We start from the raw sequence: 18,886 nt of genomic DNA on the forward strand, positions 1-18,886 counted from the left end.
TGCAACACGGAAACGACCAGGGGCGCTGCGGCGCCCCTGGTCGTTTCCGTGCCGGCGACTTGACCTTGCGGCGGTGCTGCGCGAGCGTGTCGCCGTCCCGCCGGGAGGATTGCCATGGATCCACTGTCGAACGTCGCGCTGGCTGGTGGCCTGGCATGGGCCAGCGGGTTTCGCCTCTATGCCACGGTGTTCGTCGCCGGCATGCTGGGGCGGCTGGGCTGGGTGCACCTGCCGCCGGGGCTGGCGATGCTCACCGACACCTGGGTGCTGGCGGTGTCGGGCGTGCTGGCGCTGGGCGAGTTCCTGGCCGACAAGGTTCCCGCCTTCGACAGCGCCTGGGACGCTATCCACACCTTCATCCGCATCCCGGTGGGCATGCTGCTGGCATGGGGCGTGTTCAGGGATTCGGGCGCCGGCGCGCAGGTGGCGGCGGCCCTGCTGGGCGGCGCGCTCACCGCCGGCACGCACCTGGCCAAGACCGGCGCGCGCGCGCTGATCAACACCTCGCCCGAGCCGCTGAGCAACTGGACGGCCAGCGCCGGCGAAGACCTCACCTGGGTGGGCGGGCTCTACCTGATGTGGCACCACCCGCTGGCCTTGCTGGTGCTGCTGGCGCTGTTCGTGCTGCTGCTGTGCTGGTTGCTGCCCAGGCTGCTGCGCGGCCTGCGCACGCTGGGACAACGGCTGCGCCGGATCGGCGGTTTCCTCTCCGGCGCGGGTTGACCGCCCGCCGGCAGCGATCATTTCCGTAGGGGCACACCTTGTGCGCGATGGCTCCGGTGCCTGATCGAAGCAAGAGCCATCGCGCACAGGGTGCGCTCCTGCAGGCGCGGCCTCAGGGTTTCGCCGCCTTGCGCTGCTGCTTCAGCCACTGCCGGAACTCGGTGAAGCGCGGCTCGTCGCGCAGCAGCTTCGAATGCGGGTCTATCGTCACCAGCGCACCGGCGGGTACCGTGAGGCTGCCGTGGTTGCCGGTCATCGCCACGGTGTGCACGGCGTCGTCCACCTGCACGTCGACGGGCATCGGGAAGGGCAGGTTGCCAGGCGCCTGCCAGGCGAGGTCCAGCGTGTCGCCGCGGCGCTGCACGTCCAGCCTGGGCAGCGCGGCCTGGTAGAGGTACACCTTGAAGAACCAGTCGTAGTCCTTGCCGGTGACCTGGTTCACGATGCGCATGAAGTCGGCGCTGGTGCGGTATTGCGGCTGGAAGTTGCCCGGCTTCGGGTCGGGCCGGCCATACACCAGTTCGCGGATGCTGTCGTAGAACGCCTGCTCGCCGATCAGGCGATGCAGCGATTCGAGCATCAGCGCGCCCTTGTTGTAGATGTCCTGGCCGGGGCCGCCGCGCGCGTCCTCGTACACGGCTTCCTCGGTGCGCGGCGTGCCGGACACCACCGGGTGCCGGTCCGCGACCATCGTGCGCAGCTTGTCGAGCCAGCCGTAGTACGTGGCGTCGCCGTCGAGGTACTGCGCGTACAGCGGCTGCATCAGGGTGGCGAAGCCCTCGTGCAGCCACATGTCGTCCCAGTTCGCGTTGGTCATCTGGTTGCCGAACCACTCGTGCGCGAATTCGTGCTGCAGCAGGTCGTCGAAGCCGCCGCCGCTTTTCGCGTACTGGTTGCCGTAGGCGTTGATGGTCTGGTGCTCCATGCCCTTGTACGGGGTTTCCACCACGCCCATCTTCTCGTCGCCCCAGGGATAGGGGCCGATCTTCGCCTCGAAGAAATCCAGCATGCGCGGGAACTCGGCGAACAGCGCCTGCGCCTGCGCGTCCTCGCCGGCGAGGTACCAGTACTGCAGCGGGATCGTGTTGCCGTAGCGGCTCCTGTATTCGCCGGTGAGCTCCTTGTACGGGCCCACGTTGATCGAGATGGCGTAGGTGGTGGGATGCCTGGCGCGCCAGTGGTACGTGCGCGTGTCGCCGTCGTCGCTGACGCCGACCAGCACGCCGTTGCCCGGCGCCACCAGCGGCTTGGGCACGTTCACGTAGAGGTCGACGAGGTCGGGCTTGCCGTCGGGCTGGTCGATGCAGGGCCAGAACAGGTCGCAGCCTTCGCCTTCCACCGCGCTGCCCACCCAGGGCTGGCCATCCTTGGTGTGGCTCCATACGAAGCCGCCGTCCCAGGGCGCCATCTTCGCCACGTGCGGCTTGCCGCCGTAGGCGATGGTGGCGCTGACCTTGCCGCCCTTGGCCACGGCCTGCGGCAGTTGAATGCGCAAGCGGCCTTCGGGATTGCTCCACGCGCTGGCGGGGAGCGGCTTGCCGTCCACGCTGATCGCGCTCACCGGCAGGTTGCGGTCCAGGTCCACCATCAACACATCGGTGGCTTCCAGCGCGCTGAAGGTGAGCGTGGCGCTGGCGGCTATGCTCTGCGTGGCCGGTTTCACCGCGATGTGCAGTTCGGCATGGTCGAAATGCACGCGCTTCTGTTCGGCCGGCATCGGCGTGCCGGAATCCTTGGTCAACGCGGTGAGCGGCGGCTGGCCTGGTGCGGCATCCCGGGCCGGTGCCGGACCGGCGATGCCAAGGCCGAGGACGAGGCCAAGGGCGAGCAGGCTGTGGCGCATGGGCGATTCCTGTGCGGAAGTTCGATCCCGCACCATGCCACTTTGCGCGTCGGCACGACATCGCCGGAAGTCATGTGCCGGATGCTGTCTTGCGCGCGTGGGTCCCGGGGCCGCACGAACAACTGCGCCGTTCGCCAATGCCGCCGTGGGGCAAGGGCCGGCAAGGCGGAGTGACCCGGGTGCCGACAGGCGGCGGAAGCCGCGCAGGAATCCGCGGAGGCACCGGATGGACATGCCCCATCTTTCCGGCCCGTCACGGCAGTGTGGCCAAGGCCCCGTCGCACCGCGCGGAGTCAACCGGTGGCGCAGTGCTCCAGCAGCCACAGCCCCGCGAACAACTTGGGATCGATCGAATACCCTTCGGCAGCGCGCGCGAACAGCCATGCCCCCGCCTCGTGGCGCGGCACCTCGTGCACCACGATGTCCTCGCTGGCGTCGCCGCCGCCCGCGCCCACCTTCACCAGGTCGAAGGCGCGCACGTAGGCGATCATCTCGGTGCTCATGCCCGCGGAAGACGGCCCCTGGTGCAGCAAGGCCGCCCGCGAACAGCGCCAGCCGGTTTCCTCTTCCAGTTCGCGTTGCGCGGCCAGCAGGATGCCTTCGTCCTCCTGCCCGGCGAGGTCGCCGACCAGGCCCGCCGGCATCTCGATGGTGCGCGACTGGATCGCCACGCGGTACTGCTCGACGAACAGCACGCGGTCGCCGGGCGTCACCGCGATCACGATCGCCGCGCCGCCGGGGTTGTTGCGTTCGACGTACTCCCAGCGGCCGCGCCTGCGCAGGCTCAGCCAGCGGCCCTGGTACAGGGTTTCCACCGGCGCGTCGGCATCCGCGGGCAGGGAGTGGCCATGCGGGTCCATCAGAACGTGCGCTGCACCGAGTAGTCGGCCAGCGTGGCCAGCGCATCGCGGTAGGGCGAGGCGGGCAGCATGGACAGGGCGTCGTGCGCGGCGTTGGCGTGCGCCTCGGCGCGTGCGCGGGTGCGCTCCAGCGCGCCGGAGTCGTGGATCGCGGCGATGATGCGGTCCAGCGAATCCAGCCCGCCATGTTCGATGGCGTGGCGCAGCGAGGCCGCCTGTTCCGGCGTGGCGTTCTGCAGCGCATAGATCAGCGGCAGGGTGGGCTTGCCTTCGGCGAGGTCGTCGCCGATGTTCTTGCCCAGCGTGTCGGCGTCGCTGGTGTAGTCCAGCAGGTCGTCGGCGATCTGGAACGCGTAGCCCAGCTCCATGCCGTAGCGGCGCAGCGCGGCCACCTGTTCCGCGGGCAGCCCGCCGAGCAGTCCGCCCAGCTCGGTGGCGGCGGCGAACAGCACGGCGGTCTTGCGCTCGATCACCGCGAGGTAGGCGGCCTCGTCCACGTCGGCGTTGCCGATGTTGAGCAGCTGCAGTACCTCGCCCTCGGCGATGGTGTTGGTGGTGTCGGCGAGGATGCGCATGATGCGCATGTCGTCCAGCTCGACCATCAGCTGGAACGAGCGCGAGTAGAGGAAGTCGCCCACCAGCACGCTGGCGGCATTGCCCCACAGCGCGTTCGCGGTCTGCCGGCCGCGGCGCAGGCCGGATTCGTCCACCACGTCGTCGTGCAGCAGGGTGGAGGTGTGGATGAACTCGATCACCGCGGCCAGCTTCACGTGCTGCTCGCCGCGGTAGCCCGCCGCGCGCGCGGCCAGCGCGTGCAGCATCGGCCGCAGCCGCTTGCCGCCGCCGGCGATGATGTGTTCGGCGATCTGGTTGATCAGCACCACGTCGGAAGCCAGCCGCGCGCGGATCAGCGCGTCGATGCGGCGCATGTCGGCGTCGGCGAGTGCGCGCACGGTGGCGAAGTCGGCGGGGCGTGGAGCGTCGGCTGGGATCGAGTTCATGGGTGGTCGCGGTCTGGTTCGCCCGATTATAGAGGCTGGTCGCCGCGAACCCGCATCTGGGGGGAGATTGCAAGCCGCACTGGCCGGCCCAATGATGGTGCGGCGGCCCGTCGTTGCCGCCACGGGGTCCCGGTCCGATGGCACACGAAATCATTGCGTTGATCGCCCAGTACGGCCTGCTGCTGGTGTTCCTCAACGTGCTGGCGGCGCAGGCGGGCGTGCCGGTGCCGGCGGTGCCCACCCTGGTCGTGGCCGGCGCGCTGGCAGCAGGCGGCCGCCTGTCGCTGGCCGGCATCGTGGCGGCGGCCCTGGCTGGCAGCCTGATCGGCGACCTGGCCTGGTACCTGGCGGGGCGGCGCTATGGGGCGGGGGTGATGCGCACGCTCTGCCGCATCTCGCTGTCGCCGGATTCCTGCGTGAAGCAGTCGGAGCTGCGTTTCCAGCGCTGGCGCGGCCAGGTGCTGCTGGTCGCCAAGTTCGTGCCGGGGCTGTCGCTGCTGGCGCCGCCGCTGGTCGGCGCGATGGGCCTGCCGCCGCGGAACTTCGTGCTGCTCGACGGCCTGGGCGCACTGCTCTGGGCGGGTGTGTCGCTCGCGCTTGGCTACGCTTTCGCGGGCGAAGTCGATCGCGTGCTGGACGCCGTCGCCCATGCGGGCACGGCGACGGTCGAGGTGGGGGCGGCGCTGCTCGTGGCCTATGTGCTGGTCCGATGGTGGCGGCGCGAACGCCTGCTGCGGTCGCTGCGGATGGCCCGCATCGGTGTCGAGGAACTGGCTCGCGCGATCGCGGCAGGCCACGCGCCCGTGGTGATCGACGTGCGTTCGACGGTGGCGCGGCAACTGGACGACCGGGTCATTCCCGATGCGCTGCTTGCCGAGATCGATGGCGTCGTGCAGGTGGTCGAGGCGATACCGATCGACCGCGAGCTGGTGGTGTATTGCAACTGCCCGAACGAGGTCTCCGCCGCCTACGCAGCGCAGGCGCTGATGGCGCGCGGCTATCGCCGCGTGCGACCGCTGCGGGGTGGACTGGACGCCTGGGATGCTGCCGGCTACACGGTGCATCGATTGGCTGAGGCTGGTGCGGGGCAGGGCGTGGACGATTCCGCGCCGACGGCGGCCTGAGGTCGCAAACAAGTTCCAGCCGTGCGGCTCCCCGGCAGAAATCTTTACGAGAAATATATGCGGCAGCGGTTTTCCGCTATCCGCCCGTTATGCCCGCAAGCCTAGATTGCGCACCTTGCCGCGCCGCCTTCCCGGCGCGGTTCCACGGAGGCATGCAATGGGCTGGGCAATGGTGTTGGGCGGCGTGATGGCCGCGGGTTTGTTCGTCTACCTGTTCTACGCGCTGTTCCGTCCGGAACGGTTCTGAGGGCGGCACGATGAGCGATTTCATTTTCGTGGGACTGGTGGCGGTGTTCTTCATCGGCCTGGTGCTGTACATCGCCGCGCTGGAGAAGATCTGAATGAGTACGGACCTTCTCTACTTCGTGCTGATGCTGGCGTGCATGACCGCATTGGCGATACCGATGGGCAAGTATCTGGCGGGGGTGTTCACCGACGCCGGGCACGCGTTGCCCGAGCGCGTGACCTATCGCCTGCTGGGCGTGGATCCGGACCACGGCATGCGCTGGTCGCAGTACGGCCTGGCGCTGGTGCTGGCGAACGCGGCGATGCTGCTGCTGGGCTACCTGCTGCTGCGCGTGCAGGCGTGGCTGCCGTGGAACCCCCTGCACCTGCCGGGGATGTCGCCGGACCTGGCGTTCAACACCGCGGCCTCCTTCATCACCAACACCAACTGGCAGTCGTACTCGGGCGAGAACACCTTGTCCAACTTCAGCCAGATGGCGGCGCTGACCTTCTTGATGACAGTGAGCGCGGCCACCGGCCTGGCGGCGGGCGCGGCTTTCATCCGTGCGCTGGGCCACGCCGAGAAGCCGGAGATCGGCAATTTCTGGGTGGACCTGACGCGCATCGTCTGGCGCGTGCTGCTGCCGGTCTGCTTCGTGGTGGCGCTGGTCTGCGTGTGGCAGGGCGTGCCGCAGACGCTGGCCTCGGATGCCGTGGCGACCACGCTGGAAGGCGCGAAGCAGCACATCATCCTCGGCGCGGTTGCGAGCCTCGAGGCGATCAAGAACATCGGCACCAACGGCGGCGGCTTCTTCGGCGCGAACGCGGCGCATCCGTTCGAGAATCCCACGCCGTTCACCAACTCGCTGGAAATCCTGTCGATGCTGCTGATCCCCTCGGCGCTGACGGTGACGTTCGGTTGCATGCTGACGCGCAAGCGCCAGGGCTGGGTGTTCTTCGGCGCGTTCCTGGTGATGTTCGTCGGCTTCCTCGCCATTGCGTATCCGGCGGAGCGGGCGGGCAATCCGCAGTTCACCACGCTGGGCGTGGCGCAGCAGCACACGGTCACCCAGCCGGGCGGCAACATGGAAGGCAAGGAGATGCGCTTCGGCATCGCCGGCAGCAGCCTGTTCGTCACCTCAACCACCGCCGCGACCACCGGTGCGGTGGATGCGATGCACGATTCGCTGACCCCGCTGGGCGGCCTGGTGCCGCTGGGCGAGATGATGTTGAACTGCGTGTTCGGCGGCAAGGGCGTGGGCCTGATCAACCTGCTGCAGTACGCGATCCTCGCGGTGTTCCTGATCGGCATGATGATCGGCCGCACGCCGGAGTTCCTCGGCAAGAAGATCGAGGCGCGCGAGATCAAGCTGGTGATGCTGGCGGTGCTGGCGCATCCGATCTGCATCCTCGGCTTCACCGCGCTGGCGGTGCTGTGGCCGCACATCGCCGATTCGCTGGGCAACACCGGCCCGCACGGCTTCAGCGAGATCCTCTACGCCTACACCTCGGCCACCGCGAACAACGGTTCGGCGTTCGGCGGGCTCAGCGTGAACACGCCCTTCTACAACACCACCATCGGCCTCGCGATCCTGATCGGCCGCTACGGCACCTTGCTGCCGATGCTGGCGGTGGCGGGCCTGCTGGCCGGCAAGAAGACGCTGCCGGAAACCGCCGGCACCTTCCCCACGGCCACGCCGCTGTTCATGGCGCTGACCGTGCTGGTGACCCTGGTGGTGGGTGGCCTCACCTTCCTGCCGGCGCTGGCGCTGGGACCGCTGGTCGAGCACATCGCCATGCTGCACGACCAATTGTTCTGAGAGAAACCCATGAACGATACGAACACTTCCATCCGCAGCCTGCTGCGGCCGGCGATCGCGTCTGCCGTGCTGTTCATGCTGCTCACCGGGCTGGCCTATCCGCTGGTCACCACCGCGGCGGCGAACCTGCTGTTGCCGTGGCGCGCGCAGGGCAGCCTGGTGCAGCACGACGGCCGGGTGATCGGCTCGGCCCTGCTGGGCCAGGCCTTCACCGCGCCGCGTTATTTCCACCCGCGCCCCAGCGTCACGCAGGCCGCGGATCCGAAGGACCCGAGCAAGACCGTGGACGCGCCCTACAACGCGGAGCTGAGCGCCGCGAGCAACGACGGCTCGACCAATCGCAAGCTGATCGATGCTGTGGCCGGACGTGCACGCGCCTATCGCAGCGAGAACGGCCTGGCCGCGAACGCACCGGTTCCGGTCGATGCGGTCACCGCCTCCGGCTCGGGGCTGGATCCCGAGATCTCGCTGGCCAACGCAGAGCTGCAGCTGCCCCGCGTGGCGGCGCAGCGCGGCCTGCCGCAGGCCGAGGTGGAGCGCCTGTTGAACGAGCACACCGCAGCGCGCGTGTTCGGCCTGTTCGGCGTGCCGCGGGTGAACGTGCTGGAACTGAACCTCGCCCTCGATACGCTCGCGCGTGAGGGTCAACACGGAACGAAGTCATGAGTGGCAAGCAGCTACCCCTGTTCGACCCGGCCCTGCTCGGGCCGGCCTGCCTCGATGCGCTGCGCAAGCTGTCGCCGCGCACGCAGTGGCGCAACCCGGTGATGTTCGTGGTGTGGCTGGGCAGCCTGCTGGTCAGCCTGTTGTGGCTGCAGGCGCTGGCGGGCCACGGCGAGGCACCCGCCGGCTTCATCCTCGCGGTGGCGCTGTGGCTGTGGTTCACCGTGCTGTTCGCGAACTTCGCCGAAGCGCTGGCCGAGGGCCGCAGCAAGGCGCAGGCCGCCAGCCTGCGCGGCATGCAGCGCAGGATCGTGGCCAAGAAGCTGGTGGAGCCGAACCACGCCAGCCGCTGGCTGCCGCTGGACGCCAGCGAGCTGCGCAAGGGCACCGTGGTGCTGGTGGAAGCCGGCGACTGGGTGCCGCTGGACGGCGAGGTGATCGAAGGCGTGGCCTCGGTGGACGAGAGCGCGATCACCGGCGAATCCGCGCCGGTGATCCGCGAGGCCGGCGGCGACTTCTGCTCGGTCACCGGCGGCACGCGCGTGCTGTCCGACTGGCTGGTGGTGCGCATCGGCGTGAACCCCGGCGAGTCCTTCCTCGACCGCATGATCGCGATGGTGGAAGGTGCCAAGCGGCAGAAGACGCCGAACGAGGTGGCGCTGACCATCCTGCTGGTGGGCCTCACCATCGTGTTCCTGCTGGTGGTGGTCACCTTGCTGCCGTTCTCGATCTTCGCGGTCGCGATGGGCGGCGCCGGCAAGGTGGTGACGCTGACCGCGCTGGTGGCGCTGCTGGTGTGCCTCGCGCCCACCACCATCGGCGGCCTGCTGTCGGCGATCGGCGTGGCGGGCATGAGCCGGATGATGCAGGCCAACGTGGTCGCCACTTCCGGTCGTGCGGTCGAGGCGGCCGGCGACGTGGACGTGCTGCTGCTGGACAAGACCGGCACGATCACCTTCGGCAACCGCCAGGCGACCGCATTCCATGCCGCGCCGGGCGTGGCGGAGCGCGATCTCGCCAGGGCCGCGCTGCTCGCCTCGCTGGCCGACGAGACGCCGGAAGGCCGCAGCGTGGTGGCGCTGGCGCAGTCGGGCTTCGGCCTGCAGGCCGAGTCATTCGACACCGGCAACGCCGAGTTCGTGGCGTTCACCGCGCAGACCCGCATGAGCGGCGTCGACCTCGGCACGCGGGCGATCCGCAAGGGTGCGCTGGATGCGGTGCGCCGCTACCTCGACGAGAACGGCAGCCACCTGCCCGAACTGCTGTTGCGCGCGGCGGAGGAGATCGCGCGCCGTGGCGCCACGCCGCTGCTGGTGGTGGACGCCAACCGCGCGATGGGCGTGATCGAGTTGAAGGACGTGGTGAAGCCCGGCATCAAGGAACGCTTCGCCGAGCTGCGCCGCATGGGCATCCGCACCGTGATGGTCACCGGCGACAACCCGCTCACCGCCGCGGCGATCGCCGCCGAGGCCGGCGTGGACGACTTCCTCGCCGAAGCCACGCCCGAGGCCAAGCTCAAGCTGATCCGCGACTACCAGGCGCACGGCCGGCTGGTGGCGATGACCGGCGACGGCACCAACGACGCCCCCGCGCTGGCGCAGGCCGACGTGGCGGTGGCGATGAACTCCGGCACGCAGGCCGCGCGCGAGGCCGGCAACATGGTGGATCTGGATTCCAATCCCACCAAGCTGCTGGAGATCGTGGAAACCGGCAAGCAGCTGCTGATGACGCGCGGCTCGCTCACCACCTTCTCCATCGCCAACGACGTGGCGAAGTACTTCGCGATACTGCCGGCGATCTTCGTCACCACCTACCCGCAGCTCGAAGCGCTCAACGTGATGCGCCTGCACAGCCCGGGCTCGGCGATCCTGTCGGCGGTGATCTTCAACGCGCTGATCATCATCGCGCTGATCCCGCTGGCGCTGAAGGGCGTGCGCTACCGCGCCATCGGCGCCGCCGCGCTGCTCAACCGCAACCTGCTGGTCTACGGCCTCGGCGGCCTGCTCGTGCCCTTCGTCGGCATCAAGCTGATCGACATGCTGCTGGTTGCCTGTGGCCTTGTATGAGGATTGATCCATGAACGCACAACTGAAACTCTCCGTGAACCTTCCCGACGACCAGCACGAACAGATCGAGGTGGTCGTTTCCACCGGCGAAGGCCACGACGTGGTGATCGCGCTACCGGTGCGGCAGAACGCCCCGGCGCACGTGGCCACCGCGGCCGAGCGCGAGCAGGACGACTACGTGCTTGGCGGCTATGCCGGCATCTGACGAGCCTGCGCTCTTGCTCGTCATTCCGGCGAAAGCCGGACAAGCGCAGCGCGCAGAATGCCCGAAGGGCGGCCCCATAGGAGTGAGCGCAGCGAATCATCCAGCGACTTTGCGCTTGATGGCTTTCAATCACTGGATCCCAGCTTGCGCTGGGATGCCGAGCGACAAGTTCATCGCTTCACGAAAGCGGCCGTTGCGGGCCGTGAAACAAGGACAGACATGACACACAAGAAACTGGTTCCGCTGGCGCTGCTGCTGGCGATCCTGCCGGTTGGGCGCGCGCTGGCCGACACCACCGCGGCCGCGCCGCTGGCCGATCCGCAAAGCGCCATCTCGACGCCGGCACCCGCGATGGAGGTGCAAAGCTCCGACTGCTCGCACGGCTTCCTCTCGCGCTTCGCCGCGGCGTACCGCGAAGACGCGCAGCCGGCCGACCCGAACGCACCGGCGACCAAGCGCCGCGCGATGGACGCACCGCTGGACTCGCCGCCGTTCCCCTCGTCGGAATGGCAGCTCGGCGGCGTGCCGGCGCCGATCGGCGTGCCGGACACCAACTCCACCTATCCGCTGGAAAAAGCTCTGGTCTGCACCGCGCTGGGCCAGTGGATGCAGCGCAACCGCATCGAGATGTTCGGCTGGGTCACGCCGTCGGGGAACCTCAGCACCTCCAGCAAGAGCAACGCGCCGCTGTCGTACAACACGCGCGCCAACCGCCTGGAGTTCGACCAGTTCGTGTTCAACCTCACGCGGGTGGAAGACACGGTGCAGACCGACCACCTGGACTGGGGCTTCGACATCTCCAACCTGTACGGCTACGACTACCACTACACGGTGATGAAGGGCGTCTTCAGCAGCCAGCTGCTGAACAACCCGTCCAGCAACGAGCCGCAGAACGGCAAGGTCTACGGCGACGACCCGATGCTGTTCTACGCCGACCTCTACATCCCGTGGGTGGCCGAGGGCATGGTCGTGCGCGTCGGCCGCTATCTTTCGCTGCCGGACATCGAAGCGCAGTTCTCGCCGCAGAACTATCTGATGACCCACTCGATCCTCTACACCGAGGACCCGTACACGCAGATGGGCGTCATGACCACCACGCGCCTGAACCAGCAGTGGACGTTGCAGCTCGGCGTGAACGCCAGCAACGACACCGCGCCGTGGAACCGCTCCGCGCGCCCCACGTTGCAGGCCTGCGTGCGCTGGGTGTCGGCCGACAACAACGACATGCTGTACCCCTGCATCAACAGCCTCAACCACTCCGACTACAACTACAACAACGTGCAGATGTACGTGATGACCTGGGGCCACCGCTTCAGTGAGCGCGTGCACATCCTCACCGAGGCCTACCGCATGTTCGGCCGCGACGTCCCCGGCTTCGGTCCGGGCGGCATCCCGGGCGAGCCGGGCACCTCGGCGCTGCCGGGCAATGCGGGCGCGTTCGGCGCGGTCAACTACCTCAACATCGAGCTGGACGCGAAGAACATGCTGTCCATCCGCAACGAGTTCTACGACGACGAAAGGGGGCAGCGCACCGGCTATGCCACGCGCTACAGCAGCCATACCGTCGGCATCACGCACTGGGTGTCGCAGGATCTGGAGATCCAGCCGGAGTTGCGTTACGAGAAATCGTATGACGTCGATGCTTATGACGGCGGGCGCAAGGACTATCAGGCGGTGGCGTTGCTGGATGCGATCATCCACTTCTGATGTTTGCTTTCCTTTCGCTATTGCTGCGATGGCCTGCATTTCCCCTCTCCCGCTTGCGGACGCGGGGAAGGGCCATGGATGGCCCTGCTTTGAGGAGCGAGGAAGAGGGGTAGGGGAGAGGGGCTTTTGCTTGTGTGTTTGCCGCAAGTTTCAAAGCGGGTTCGTGCGCCTGTCGGCGCCCGAGTTACTTCTCTTTTGCGTGCCCAAAAGAGAAGTAACCAAGAGAAAAGGGCACCCCGCGGCGACGCTTTTCGCCCATCCATGGGCGAAAAGTCCGTGAGGCGTGGCCGGGCTTTTCGGCCGGACTCCTGTCCGGTCGAAAAGGCGAGTCCATCCATGGACTCGCCCGCTGCGCGGCCTTGTCGTCCACACCTCACCGTCGCCGAGGGGCCCCGAAGAGCAGCGCGCTCCTGCGCGCAGAAGCAACAACCAAAGCAAAGAAAAAAACGTGAGCGGTATTCGTGCTTCTGCTCGTCATCCCGGCGAAGGCCGGACAAAAGCGAGCTACGCGAGCGTTGAACAGCCGAAGGCTCGCCCCTTCGGGGCCGCCCTGCGGGCGTTCTGCGCGCTTCGCGCTTGTCCGGCCTTCGCCGGGATGACGAGTGTGTGGGTGCTCGCGTGCCTCGGCTTCCAGATACGGCGCGGCATGGCGGCGGCGGAGGTCGTGTCGCGGGATATAGTTCCAACATCCTCGAAACAGCCGGCTTGTAATCCCGGCGGATTAAGCAAGGCCATTTCTCTTGGTTACTTCTCTTGACTCCGGGCATCCTGCCCTCCGCCCTGCGGGCCGGCTTCGCCGTTCGCCACCGCTCCCGGCGGTGGCGTGGGCCAGCAAAGGGAAGTGACTCGAGCGCCGGCAGGCGATCGAAAGCCCGCCGCAGGCGAGCCAAGCTGCGGGAGCAAACGGTTGTCGCGAACACTCAAACCAAGAGCAGCATCATCCAAGACCTCCGGCGCATGTCCATGAACTCCCCCTCCCGCGAAGCCCGCGCCAACGCCCTCCTCGACGTCGCCAACGGCGAGCGCAAGCGGCTGAAGATCTTCCTCGGCGCCGCCCCCGGCGTGGGCAAGACCTGGGCCATGCTGTCCGCCGCGCGCGAGTTGAAGAAGCAGGGCGTGGACGTGGTGGTGGGTCTGGTGGAGACGCACGGCCGCGCCGAGACGGCGGCCCTGCTGGAAGGGTTGGAGGTGCTGCCGCGCCGCCGCGTGGGCTACCACGGCCGTGACTTCGAGGAGTTCGACCTCGACGCCGCGCTGGCGCGCAGGCCGCAACTGCTGCTGGTGGACGAGCTGGCGCACACCAATCTCCCCGGCGGCCGCCACGAGCGCCGCTGGCAGGACATCGCCGAGCTGCTCGATGCCGGCATCGAGGTCTATACCGCGCTCAACGTGCAGCACCTGGAAAGCCTCAACGACCAGGTCCAGCGCATCACCGGCGTGGCGGTGCGCGAGCGCGTGCCGGACGCCTTCCTCGACCGTGCGCGCGACATCGTGCTGATCGACCTGCCGCCGCGCGAGCTGATCCAGCGCCTGAAGGACGGCAAGGTCTACGTGCCGGAAACCGCGTCGGCGGCGCTGGATTCGTTCTTCTCGCCGACCAACCTCGCCGCCTTGCGCGAGCTGTCGGTGGACACCGTGGCCGGCCACGTGGAGAGCGACCTGCGCGGCGCGATGCTGGCGCGCGGCGGCGCGATGCCGGTGCGCCGCCGCGTACTGGCGGCCATCGACGGCCAGGCGCAGAGCGAATACCTGGTGCGCGTGGCGCGGCGCATCGCCGAGCGGCGCGGCGTGCCGTGGGGCGTGGCCTTCGTGGACACCGGCGCAGGCATGGACGCGGCGCGGCACGAGCGGCTGGATGCGGCAATGCGTTTGGCGCGCCGCCTCGGCGGCGACGCCGTGGTGCTGCGCGGCCACGCCATTGCCGACGAGCTGCTGGCGCATGCCGACCGCGAGGGCGTGGGCCAGATCCTGCTGGCGCGCACGCGCGAGCGCCTGTTCGCGCGGATGTTCGGCCGCTCGCTGACGCAGCAGCTGCTGAGCCGCGGCGCGCACCTCGAACTCACCATCGTCGCCACGCCGACCGAGCGCGCGGCCTCGCGCCGCCGCCAGCGCCTGCCCAGCGTGCCGGGAGGCATGGGGCGCGGCGGCGAATACGTCTACGCCACCTCGGCCACGCTGGTGGCGCTGGCGCTGGCCTTCCTCGGCCAGCGTTACCTCGCGGTGGCCAACCTGTCGCTGATCTTCCTCACCGCGGTGCTGGTGGTGGCGGTGCGCACGCGCATGGCGGTGGCCGTCTACACGGCCACCCTGTGCTTCCTGTCCTACAACTTCTTCTTTGCGCCGCCGATCTACTCGCTGACGATCTCCAGTCCCGACGACGTGCTGGCGGTCTGCCTGTTCCTGGTCGCGGCGCTGGTGTGCAGTCGCCTGGCCACGCGGCTGACGCAACAGGTGGAGTCGTTGCGCGCGACGCACGTGCACGCGCGGGCCTTGCTCACCCTGGGGCAGCGGCTGACCGCCAGCGCCGACGCGGCCGGCGCGCGCGCGGTGGGGGCCGCGGCCCTGGCCAAGGCGCTTTCCTGCGAAGCCGTGCTGCTGGCGCGCGACGTCGCCGGTGCGCTGCAGGCGGTGGCGAGCGAGCCGCCATCGCTGCAGTTGCAACCGCAGGACATCGCCGCCGCCGATTGGTGCGAGCGCCACGCCGCGCCGGCGGGCCGCTACACGGACACCTTGAACGCCGCGCCGTGCTGGCTGCTGCCGCTGGGCAGCGAGGAGCAGCGGCTGGGCGTCGCCGCGCTGCGCTTTCCCTCCGGCGACGGCGACCTCGATCCGGACCGCCGCAGCCTCACGCTGGCGATGGTGCAGGACATCGGCCAGGCGTTGGCGCGCGCGCGGCTGGCCGAGGAGCTGGAAGGCGCGCGCGTGCAGGGCGAGACGGAACGCCTGCGCAGCGCGCTGCTGTCCTCGGTGTCGCACGACCTGCGCTCGCCGCTGTCCTCGATGATCGGCGCCGCCGGCACCCTGGTCGATTACGAGGACCGCCTGCCGCCCGCCGAACGCCGCGAACTGCTGGAAGCCATCCTCGGCGAAGGCCAGCGGCTGGACCGCTACATCCAGAACCTGCTCGACATGACCCGGCTCGGCCACGGCACGCTCAAGCTCAACCGCGACTGGGTGGACGTGGCCGAAATCGTGGGCGCCGCGGTGGCGCGCCTGCGCAAGCTGTTCCCCGCGCTGCGCGTGGATATCGCGTTGCCGCCCGACACCGTGCTGCTGCACGCGCATCCCGCGCTGATCGAGCAGGCGTTGTTCAACATCCTCGAAAACGCCGCGCGCTTCTCGCCGCCGGACCAGCCGGTGACGGTGGGGGCGCACACCGAAGGCGGGCGCCTGCTGCTCGACGTGGGCGACCGCGGCCCCGGCATCCCCGAGGAGGAGCGCGCGCGCATCTTCGACATGTTCTATTCGGTGTCGCGCGGCGACCGTGCCACGCAGGGCACCGGGCTGGGCCTGGCGATCTGCCGCGGCATGATCGGCGCGCACGGCGGCAGCGTGGAGGCCTTGCCGCGCGAAGGCGGCGGCACCACCATCCGCATCAACCTGCCGCTGCCCGAGCCACCCGCCGCCACCGCATGAATGCCGCATCGCCCCGCATCCTGGTGATCGACGACGAGGCGCAGATCCGTCGCTTCCTCGACATCGGCCTGCGCGCCGAGGGCTACCAGGTGCTGCTCGCCGCCAACGCGGCCGAGGGCCTGGCGCAGGCCGCCACAGGCAGCCCGGACCTGGTGATCCTCGACCTCGGCCTGCCCGACCGCGACGGCCACGAGGTGCTGGCCGAGCTGCGCCAGTGGAGCCGCGTGCCCGTGCTGATGCTGTCGGTGCGCGACACCGAAACCGAGAAGGTGCGCGCGCTGGACGCCGGCGCCAACGACTACGTCACCAAGCCCTTCGGCATTCAGGAGCTGATGGCGCGCCTGCGTGCGCTGCTGCGCCAGCGCCCGGCCGGCGAGCCGGAGGCGCCGCCGCGCTGGGACGACGGCCGCCTCAGCGTGGATTTCCTGCGCCGCGAAGTACAGCTGGACGGCGCCGATCTGGCATTGACGCGCAAGGAATACGCCGTGCTCAGCCTGCTGCTGCGCCATGCCGGTCGCGTGGTCACGCAGCCCCAGTTGCTGCGCGAGGTGTGGGGCCCCAGCCACGTCGCGGACAGCCAGTACCTGCGCATCGTCATCGGCAAGCTGCGCCAGAAGCTGGGCGACGACCCGGCCAGCCCGCGCTGGCTGAAGACCGAGCCGGGCGTGGGCTATCGCTTCCTGGGCTGATCGCGGCGCAACGCGGGCCTGGTGAGGCGGCTCATGCCCGCTGGCGTCGCATCGGCATTGATTCGCGCGCCGCGGCATCGACTGCATCCAGGCATTCGCCGAACAGCTGCATCGCTTCGTGCAACTGCGCCCTGGACAGGCTGCAGTAGCCAAGGATGAGGCCAGGCACGGCCGGCGGCTCCCGGTAGTGCGGCGCGATGGGATAAAGGCCCAGTCCGCGCTCATGCGCGTCGGCGATCAAGGCATCGACTTGCGCGTGGTCGTAGCCGGGCAACCACGCCGTGACATGCATGCCGGCATGCGTGTCCGCGATCTGCACGCGTCCGCCGGCGTAGCGCCGCAGCCCGGCGATCAGCTCCCGTCGTCGCGCGCCCAGTTCGCGGGTCATGTAGCGCAGATGGCGATCGAAGCCGCCGTCCTCGATGAAGTGCGCGAGCGCCGCCTGTTCGATCGCCGGGTTGCCACGGTCGGACAGGTACTTGGCGTTGACGAAGTCGTCGCGCAGCGCCTCCGGCAGCACCATGTAGCCGAGCCGCAGCGCGCCGGACATCACCTTGGAAAAGGTGCCGACATAGATCACCCGGTCGTCGTCGTCGAGCGCGCGCAGGGCGGGCAGGGGCGCCGAGTCGTAGCGCAGTTCGCCGTCGTAGTCGTCCTCCAGGATCCAGCAATTCCTGCTTTTTGCGTAGCGCAGCAGCTCTTGCCGGCGCGACAGCGAGAGGGCCGGCCCGGCGGGAAACTGGTGGGACGGGGTGACCATCACCAGGCGCGGGGCATGCGCCGGCAGGGCAGCGCAGACCAGGCCCTCGCGATCGGTCGGGATGGCCTGCAACGATGCGCCGTGGGCGCCGAATTGCTGCCAGGCGCTGAAATAGTGCGGCTCCTCGAGGGCCACCTCGTCGCCTTCGTCCAGCAGCACGCGCGCCGTCAGGGTGATGGCCTGCTGGGTACCGCTGACGATCAGCACGCGGTCCGGCGAAGTGCGGATCCCGCGGCGCCGGGCGACGTAGTCGCAAATCTGCTCGCGCAGGGCGGGCAGGCCCTGGTTGTCGGCGTATTCGAGCCTGGTGTGCGTGGCGGCCCATGCGAGTTCGCGTCCCCAGACCGTGCCCAGTGCCGGGTTGACCTGCGGCCGCCCGTACTGCATCTCCAGGCGCCGGTCGCGATGCCGCGTCGCGATCGAGCAGTCGGCGAGTTGCCGCGCACGCTTCGCATAGCGCGTGAGCGGCGCGATGGGCGTGGCCGGCCCCTGTTGCGGCGGCATGGGTTCGACGCGCGATGCGCTCACGTAGCTGCCCGAGCCCACGCGGCCGACGATGTAACCCTCGGCCCGCAGCTGCTCGTAGGCGGTCAGCACCGTGATCCGGGAGAGCCCCAGTTCCTCGGCCAGCACGCGGGTGGGCGGCAGGCGTGCGCCCGCGGCCAGCAGGCCGTCGAGAATGGCCGACTTCATGGCGCGGGTGAGCTGGCTGTAATGCGGGCCATGCCCATCGAGCTGGAGAAACATGTCGCCTCCTGATTGGTTATGTGAATTCCATTTGAATTGGTCATGCACCAGGCATTACTGCACCCAGGCAAGACGTTTGACGACGCCAAAATTGAAATGGCGAAAATCTCCAGATAGAGGATTCGATGGAATTCATTTCATCTCATCCATTTGAATTACGGGTCATGTGCCAAAAGGCATGTCGCGATTTTTTTCGAAACGCAAATATTTGATGTTAAAAGATGATTTGGTCATGTTCGTTTGTGCTCAATTGGTTCTGTAAAGCATCCAAATGTTTATTTAGTGTGGATTTGTGGATGGCTTGAAGGATTGATTTGCTGCGTCGGATCCGGGCCGGATGAAGCCGGTGCCATTCGGGCATGCAAGTCAACCAGCCACATGTCGGACAAATCGCACACGGCGATATGACAGGAGCAGGGAAAATGCGCGTGAGGTTCTATCCGGGCGAGCTGAAGGACGAAGCCATCCGGTTGGTGGTCGAGCACAGGCTCACCACGAGCGAGGCCGCTCTGAAGCTGGGTTTGCGCAGTGAAGTCGTCCGTGTCTGGGTGCATCGGCATCGCTGCAGGAAGACCCATCTGAATGACATCGAGCAGCTGCGGGCTTGCGTGAAAAGGCTGGCGGTGGAGCGCGATACGTTTGCCGGTATCGCCGCCAGCCTGCTGGATAAAACGAGTTGATCTGCGTGCATTAGGCGTGCAGGTGTCGAGGCATGCGACTGACTTTCTGGTAATGCGGTTTGTCGTTGATTGTGCGGGTATTTTCGAATAGCGGGGAATGGACTTTTTTGGATCGTCGGCATGATGAGGCCACGACC

General features: G+C 68.3%; 16 protein-coding genes. 12 read left to right on the top strand and 4 right to left on the bottom strand.

Going from position 1 to position 18,886, the window contains the following annotated elements; genetic code table 11:
• The first annotated feature begins 114 nt into the window (after positions 1–114).
• Complete coding sequence (locus IHE47_RS01370; protein ID WP_192103451.1) at positions 115–723, top strand: DUF4126 domain-containing protein; 609 nt, start codon at positions 115–117, stop codon at positions 721–723.
• Positions 724–835: 112 nt separating this feature from the next.
• Here IHE47_RS01370 and IHE47_RS01375 read toward each other — a convergent pair whose 3' ends face one another.
• The 3 genes from IHE47_RS01375 to IHE47_RS01385 all read right to left on the bottom strand — a co-directional run bounded on the left by IHE47_RS01375 (position 836) and on the right by IHE47_RS01385 (position 4,427).
• Entirely contained in the window at positions 836–2,566 is a 1,731-nt protein-coding gene (locus tag IHE47_RS01375) for a M1 family metallopeptidase (RefSeq protein WP_192103453.1), read from the bottom strand.
• A 293-nt stretch (positions 2,567–2,859) separates the two neighbouring features.
• A complete protein-coding gene (locus IHE47_RS01380) occupies positions 2,860–3,426 on the bottom strand; it encodes an NUDIX hydrolase (protein WP_192103455.1) in 567 nt (188 codons plus the stop codon).
• A complete protein-coding gene (locus tag IHE47_RS01385; RefSeq protein ID WP_192103457.1) occupies positions 3,426–4,427 on the bottom strand; it encodes a polyprenyl synthetase family protein in 1,002 nt (333 codons plus the stop codon). The genes IHE47_RS01380 and IHE47_RS01385 overlap by 1 nt, the downstream gene beginning before the upstream one ends.
• 149 nt (positions 4,428–4,576) lie before the next feature.
• On the opposite strand from IHE47_RS01385, the gene IHE47_RS01390 reads away from it, so the two are divergent.
• From IHE47_RS01390 to IHE47_RS01435, 10 genes are all read left to right on the top strand, one after another.
• Entirely contained in the window at positions 4,577–5,551 is a 975-nt protein-coding gene (locus tag IHE47_RS01390; protein ID WP_192103548.1) for a VTT domain-containing protein, read from the top strand.
• 157 nt (positions 5,552–5,708) lie between these two features.
• Complete coding sequence (gene kdpF / locus IHE47_RS01395) at positions 5,709–5,798, top strand: K(+)-transporting ATPase subunit F (RefSeq protein ID WP_192103459.1); 90 nt, start codon at positions 5,709–5,711, stop codon at positions 5,796–5,798.
• Between the two features lie 94 nt (positions 5,799–5,892).
• Positions 5,893–7,596 carry a potassium-transporting ATPase subunit KdpA gene (gene kdpA / locus IHE47_RS01400; protein ID WP_192103461.1) on the top strand — a complete coding sequence of 568 codons (1,704 nt, stop codon included), beginning with the start codon at positions 5,893–5,895 and terminating at the stop codon, positions 7,594–7,596.
• A gap of 9 nt (positions 7,597–7,605) precedes the next feature.
• Positions 7,606–8,262, top strand: coding sequence for a potassium-transporting ATPase subunit KdpC (kdpC, locus tag IHE47_RS01405; RefSeq protein ID WP_192103464.1), 657 nt, complete (start codon positions 7,606–7,608; stop codon positions 8,260–8,262).
• Positions 8,259–10,325: a potassium-transporting ATPase subunit KdpB gene (gene kdpB, locus IHE47_RS01410; protein ID WP_192103466.1), complete on the top strand. Its 2,067-nt coding sequence runs from the start codon at positions 8,259–8,261 to the stop codon at positions 10,323–10,325. Before kdpC ends, kdpB begins: the two co-directional genes overlap by 4 nt.
• A 10-nt stretch (positions 10,326–10,335) precedes the next feature.
• On the top strand, positions 10,336–10,530 hold the full coding sequence (locus IHE47_RS01415; protein ID WP_192103468.1) for a hypothetical protein: 195 nt from the start codon (positions 10,336–10,338) through the stop codon (positions 10,528–10,530).
• A 219-nt stretch (positions 10,531–10,749) separates the two neighbouring features.
• Positions 10,750–12,237, top strand: coding sequence for an outer membrane beta-barrel protein (locus tag IHE47_RS01420; RefSeq protein WP_192103470.1), 1,488 nt, complete (start codon positions 10,750–10,752; stop codon positions 12,235–12,237).
• 448 nt (positions 12,238–12,685) lie between these two features.
• Positions 12,686–12,994, top strand: a complete 309-nt coding sequence (locus IHE47_RS01425; RefSeq protein WP_192103472.1) for a hypothetical protein — start codon at positions 12,686–12,688, stop codon at positions 12,992–12,994.
• Between the two features lie 206 nt (positions 12,995–13,200).
• Positions 13,201–15,873: a sensor histidine kinase KdpD gene (locus IHE47_RS01430; RefSeq protein WP_192103474.1), complete on the top strand. Its 2,673-nt coding sequence runs from the start codon at positions 13,201–13,203 to the stop codon at positions 15,871–15,873.
• Positions 15,870–16,562: a response regulator transcription factor gene (locus IHE47_RS01435; protein ID WP_192103476.1), complete on the top strand. Its 693-nt coding sequence runs from the start codon at positions 15,870–15,872 to the stop codon at positions 16,560–16,562. The genes IHE47_RS01430 and IHE47_RS01435 overlap by 4 nt, the downstream gene beginning before the upstream one ends.
• 31 nt (positions 16,563–16,593) lie before the next feature.
• Here IHE47_RS01435 and IHE47_RS01440 read toward each other — a convergent pair whose 3' ends face one another.
• Positions 16,594–18,069, bottom strand: coding sequence for a PLP-dependent aminotransferase family protein (locus IHE47_RS01440; RefSeq protein WP_192103478.1), 1,476 nt, complete (start codon positions 18,067–18,069; stop codon positions 16,594–16,596).
• 359 nt (positions 18,070–18,428) lie between these two features.
• On the opposite strand from IHE47_RS01440, the gene IHE47_RS01445 reads away from it, so the two are divergent.
• Positions 18,429–18,749: a transposase gene (locus IHE47_RS01445; RefSeq protein WP_192103479.1), complete on the top strand. Its 321-nt coding sequence runs from the start codon at positions 18,429–18,431 to the stop codon at positions 18,747–18,749.
• Positions 18,750–18,886: the final 137 nt, after the last annotated feature.

Origin of the sequence: Rhodanobacter sp. DHB23, from assembly GCF_014842975.1 — a bacterium.
Lineage (GTDB): Bacteria > Pseudomonadota > Gammaproteobacteria > Xanthomonadales > Rhodanobacteraceae > Rhodanobacter_A.

Bases quoted from the DNA above. Each gene is read 5' to 3' on its own strand.
- IHE47_RS01370 (WP_192103451.1), top strand. From the start codon at position 115: ATGGATCCACTGTCGAACGTCGCGCTGGCTGGTGGCCTGGCATGGGCC.
- IHE47_RS01375 (WP_192103453.1), bottom strand. From the start codon at position 2,566: ATGCGCCACAGCCTGCTCGCCCTTGGCCTCGTCCTCGGCCTTGGCATC.
- IHE47_RS01380 (WP_192103455.1), bottom strand. From the start codon at position 3,426: ATGGACCCGCATGGCCACTCCCTGCCCGCGGATGCCGACGCGCCGGTG.
- IHE47_RS01385 (WP_192103457.1), bottom strand. From the start codon at position 4,427: ATGAACTCGATCCCAGCCGACGCTCCACGCCCCGCCGACTTCGCCACC.
- kdpF (WP_192103459.1), top strand. From the start codon at position 5,709: ATGGGCTGGGCAATGGTGTTGGGCGGCGTGATGGCCGCGGGTTTGTTC.
- kdpA (WP_192103461.1), top strand. From the start codon at position 5,893: ATGAGTACGGACCTTCTCTACTTCGTGCTGATGCTGGCGTGCATGACC.
- kdpC (WP_192103464.1), top strand. From the start codon at position 7,606: ATGAACGATACGAACACTTCCATCCGCAGCCTGCTGCGGCCGGCGATC.
- kdpB (WP_192103466.1), top strand. From the start codon at position 8,259: ATGAGTGGCAAGCAGCTACCCCTGTTCGACCCGGCCCTGCTCGGGCCG.
- IHE47_RS01415 (WP_192103468.1), top strand. From the start codon at position 10,336: ATGAACGCACAACTGAAACTCTCCGTGAACCTTCCCGACGACCAGCAC.
- IHE47_RS01420 (WP_192103470.1), top strand. From the start codon at position 10,750: ATGACACACAAGAAACTGGTTCCGCTGGCGCTGCTGCTGGCGATCCTG.
- IHE47_RS01430 (WP_192103474.1), top strand. From the start codon at position 13,201: ATGAACTCCCCCTCCCGCGAAGCCCGCGCCAACGCCCTCCTCGACGTC.
- IHE47_RS01435 (WP_192103476.1), top strand. From the start codon at position 15,870: ATGAATGCCGCATCGCCCCGCATCCTGGTGATCGACGACGAGGCGCAG.
- IHE47_RS01440 (WP_192103478.1), bottom strand. From the start codon at position 18,069: ATGTTTCTCCAGCTCGATGGGCATGGCCCGCATTACAGCCAGCTCACC.
- IHE47_RS01445 (WP_192103479.1), top strand. From the start codon at position 18,429: ATGCAAGTCAACCAGCCACATGTCGGACAAATCGCACACGGCGATATG.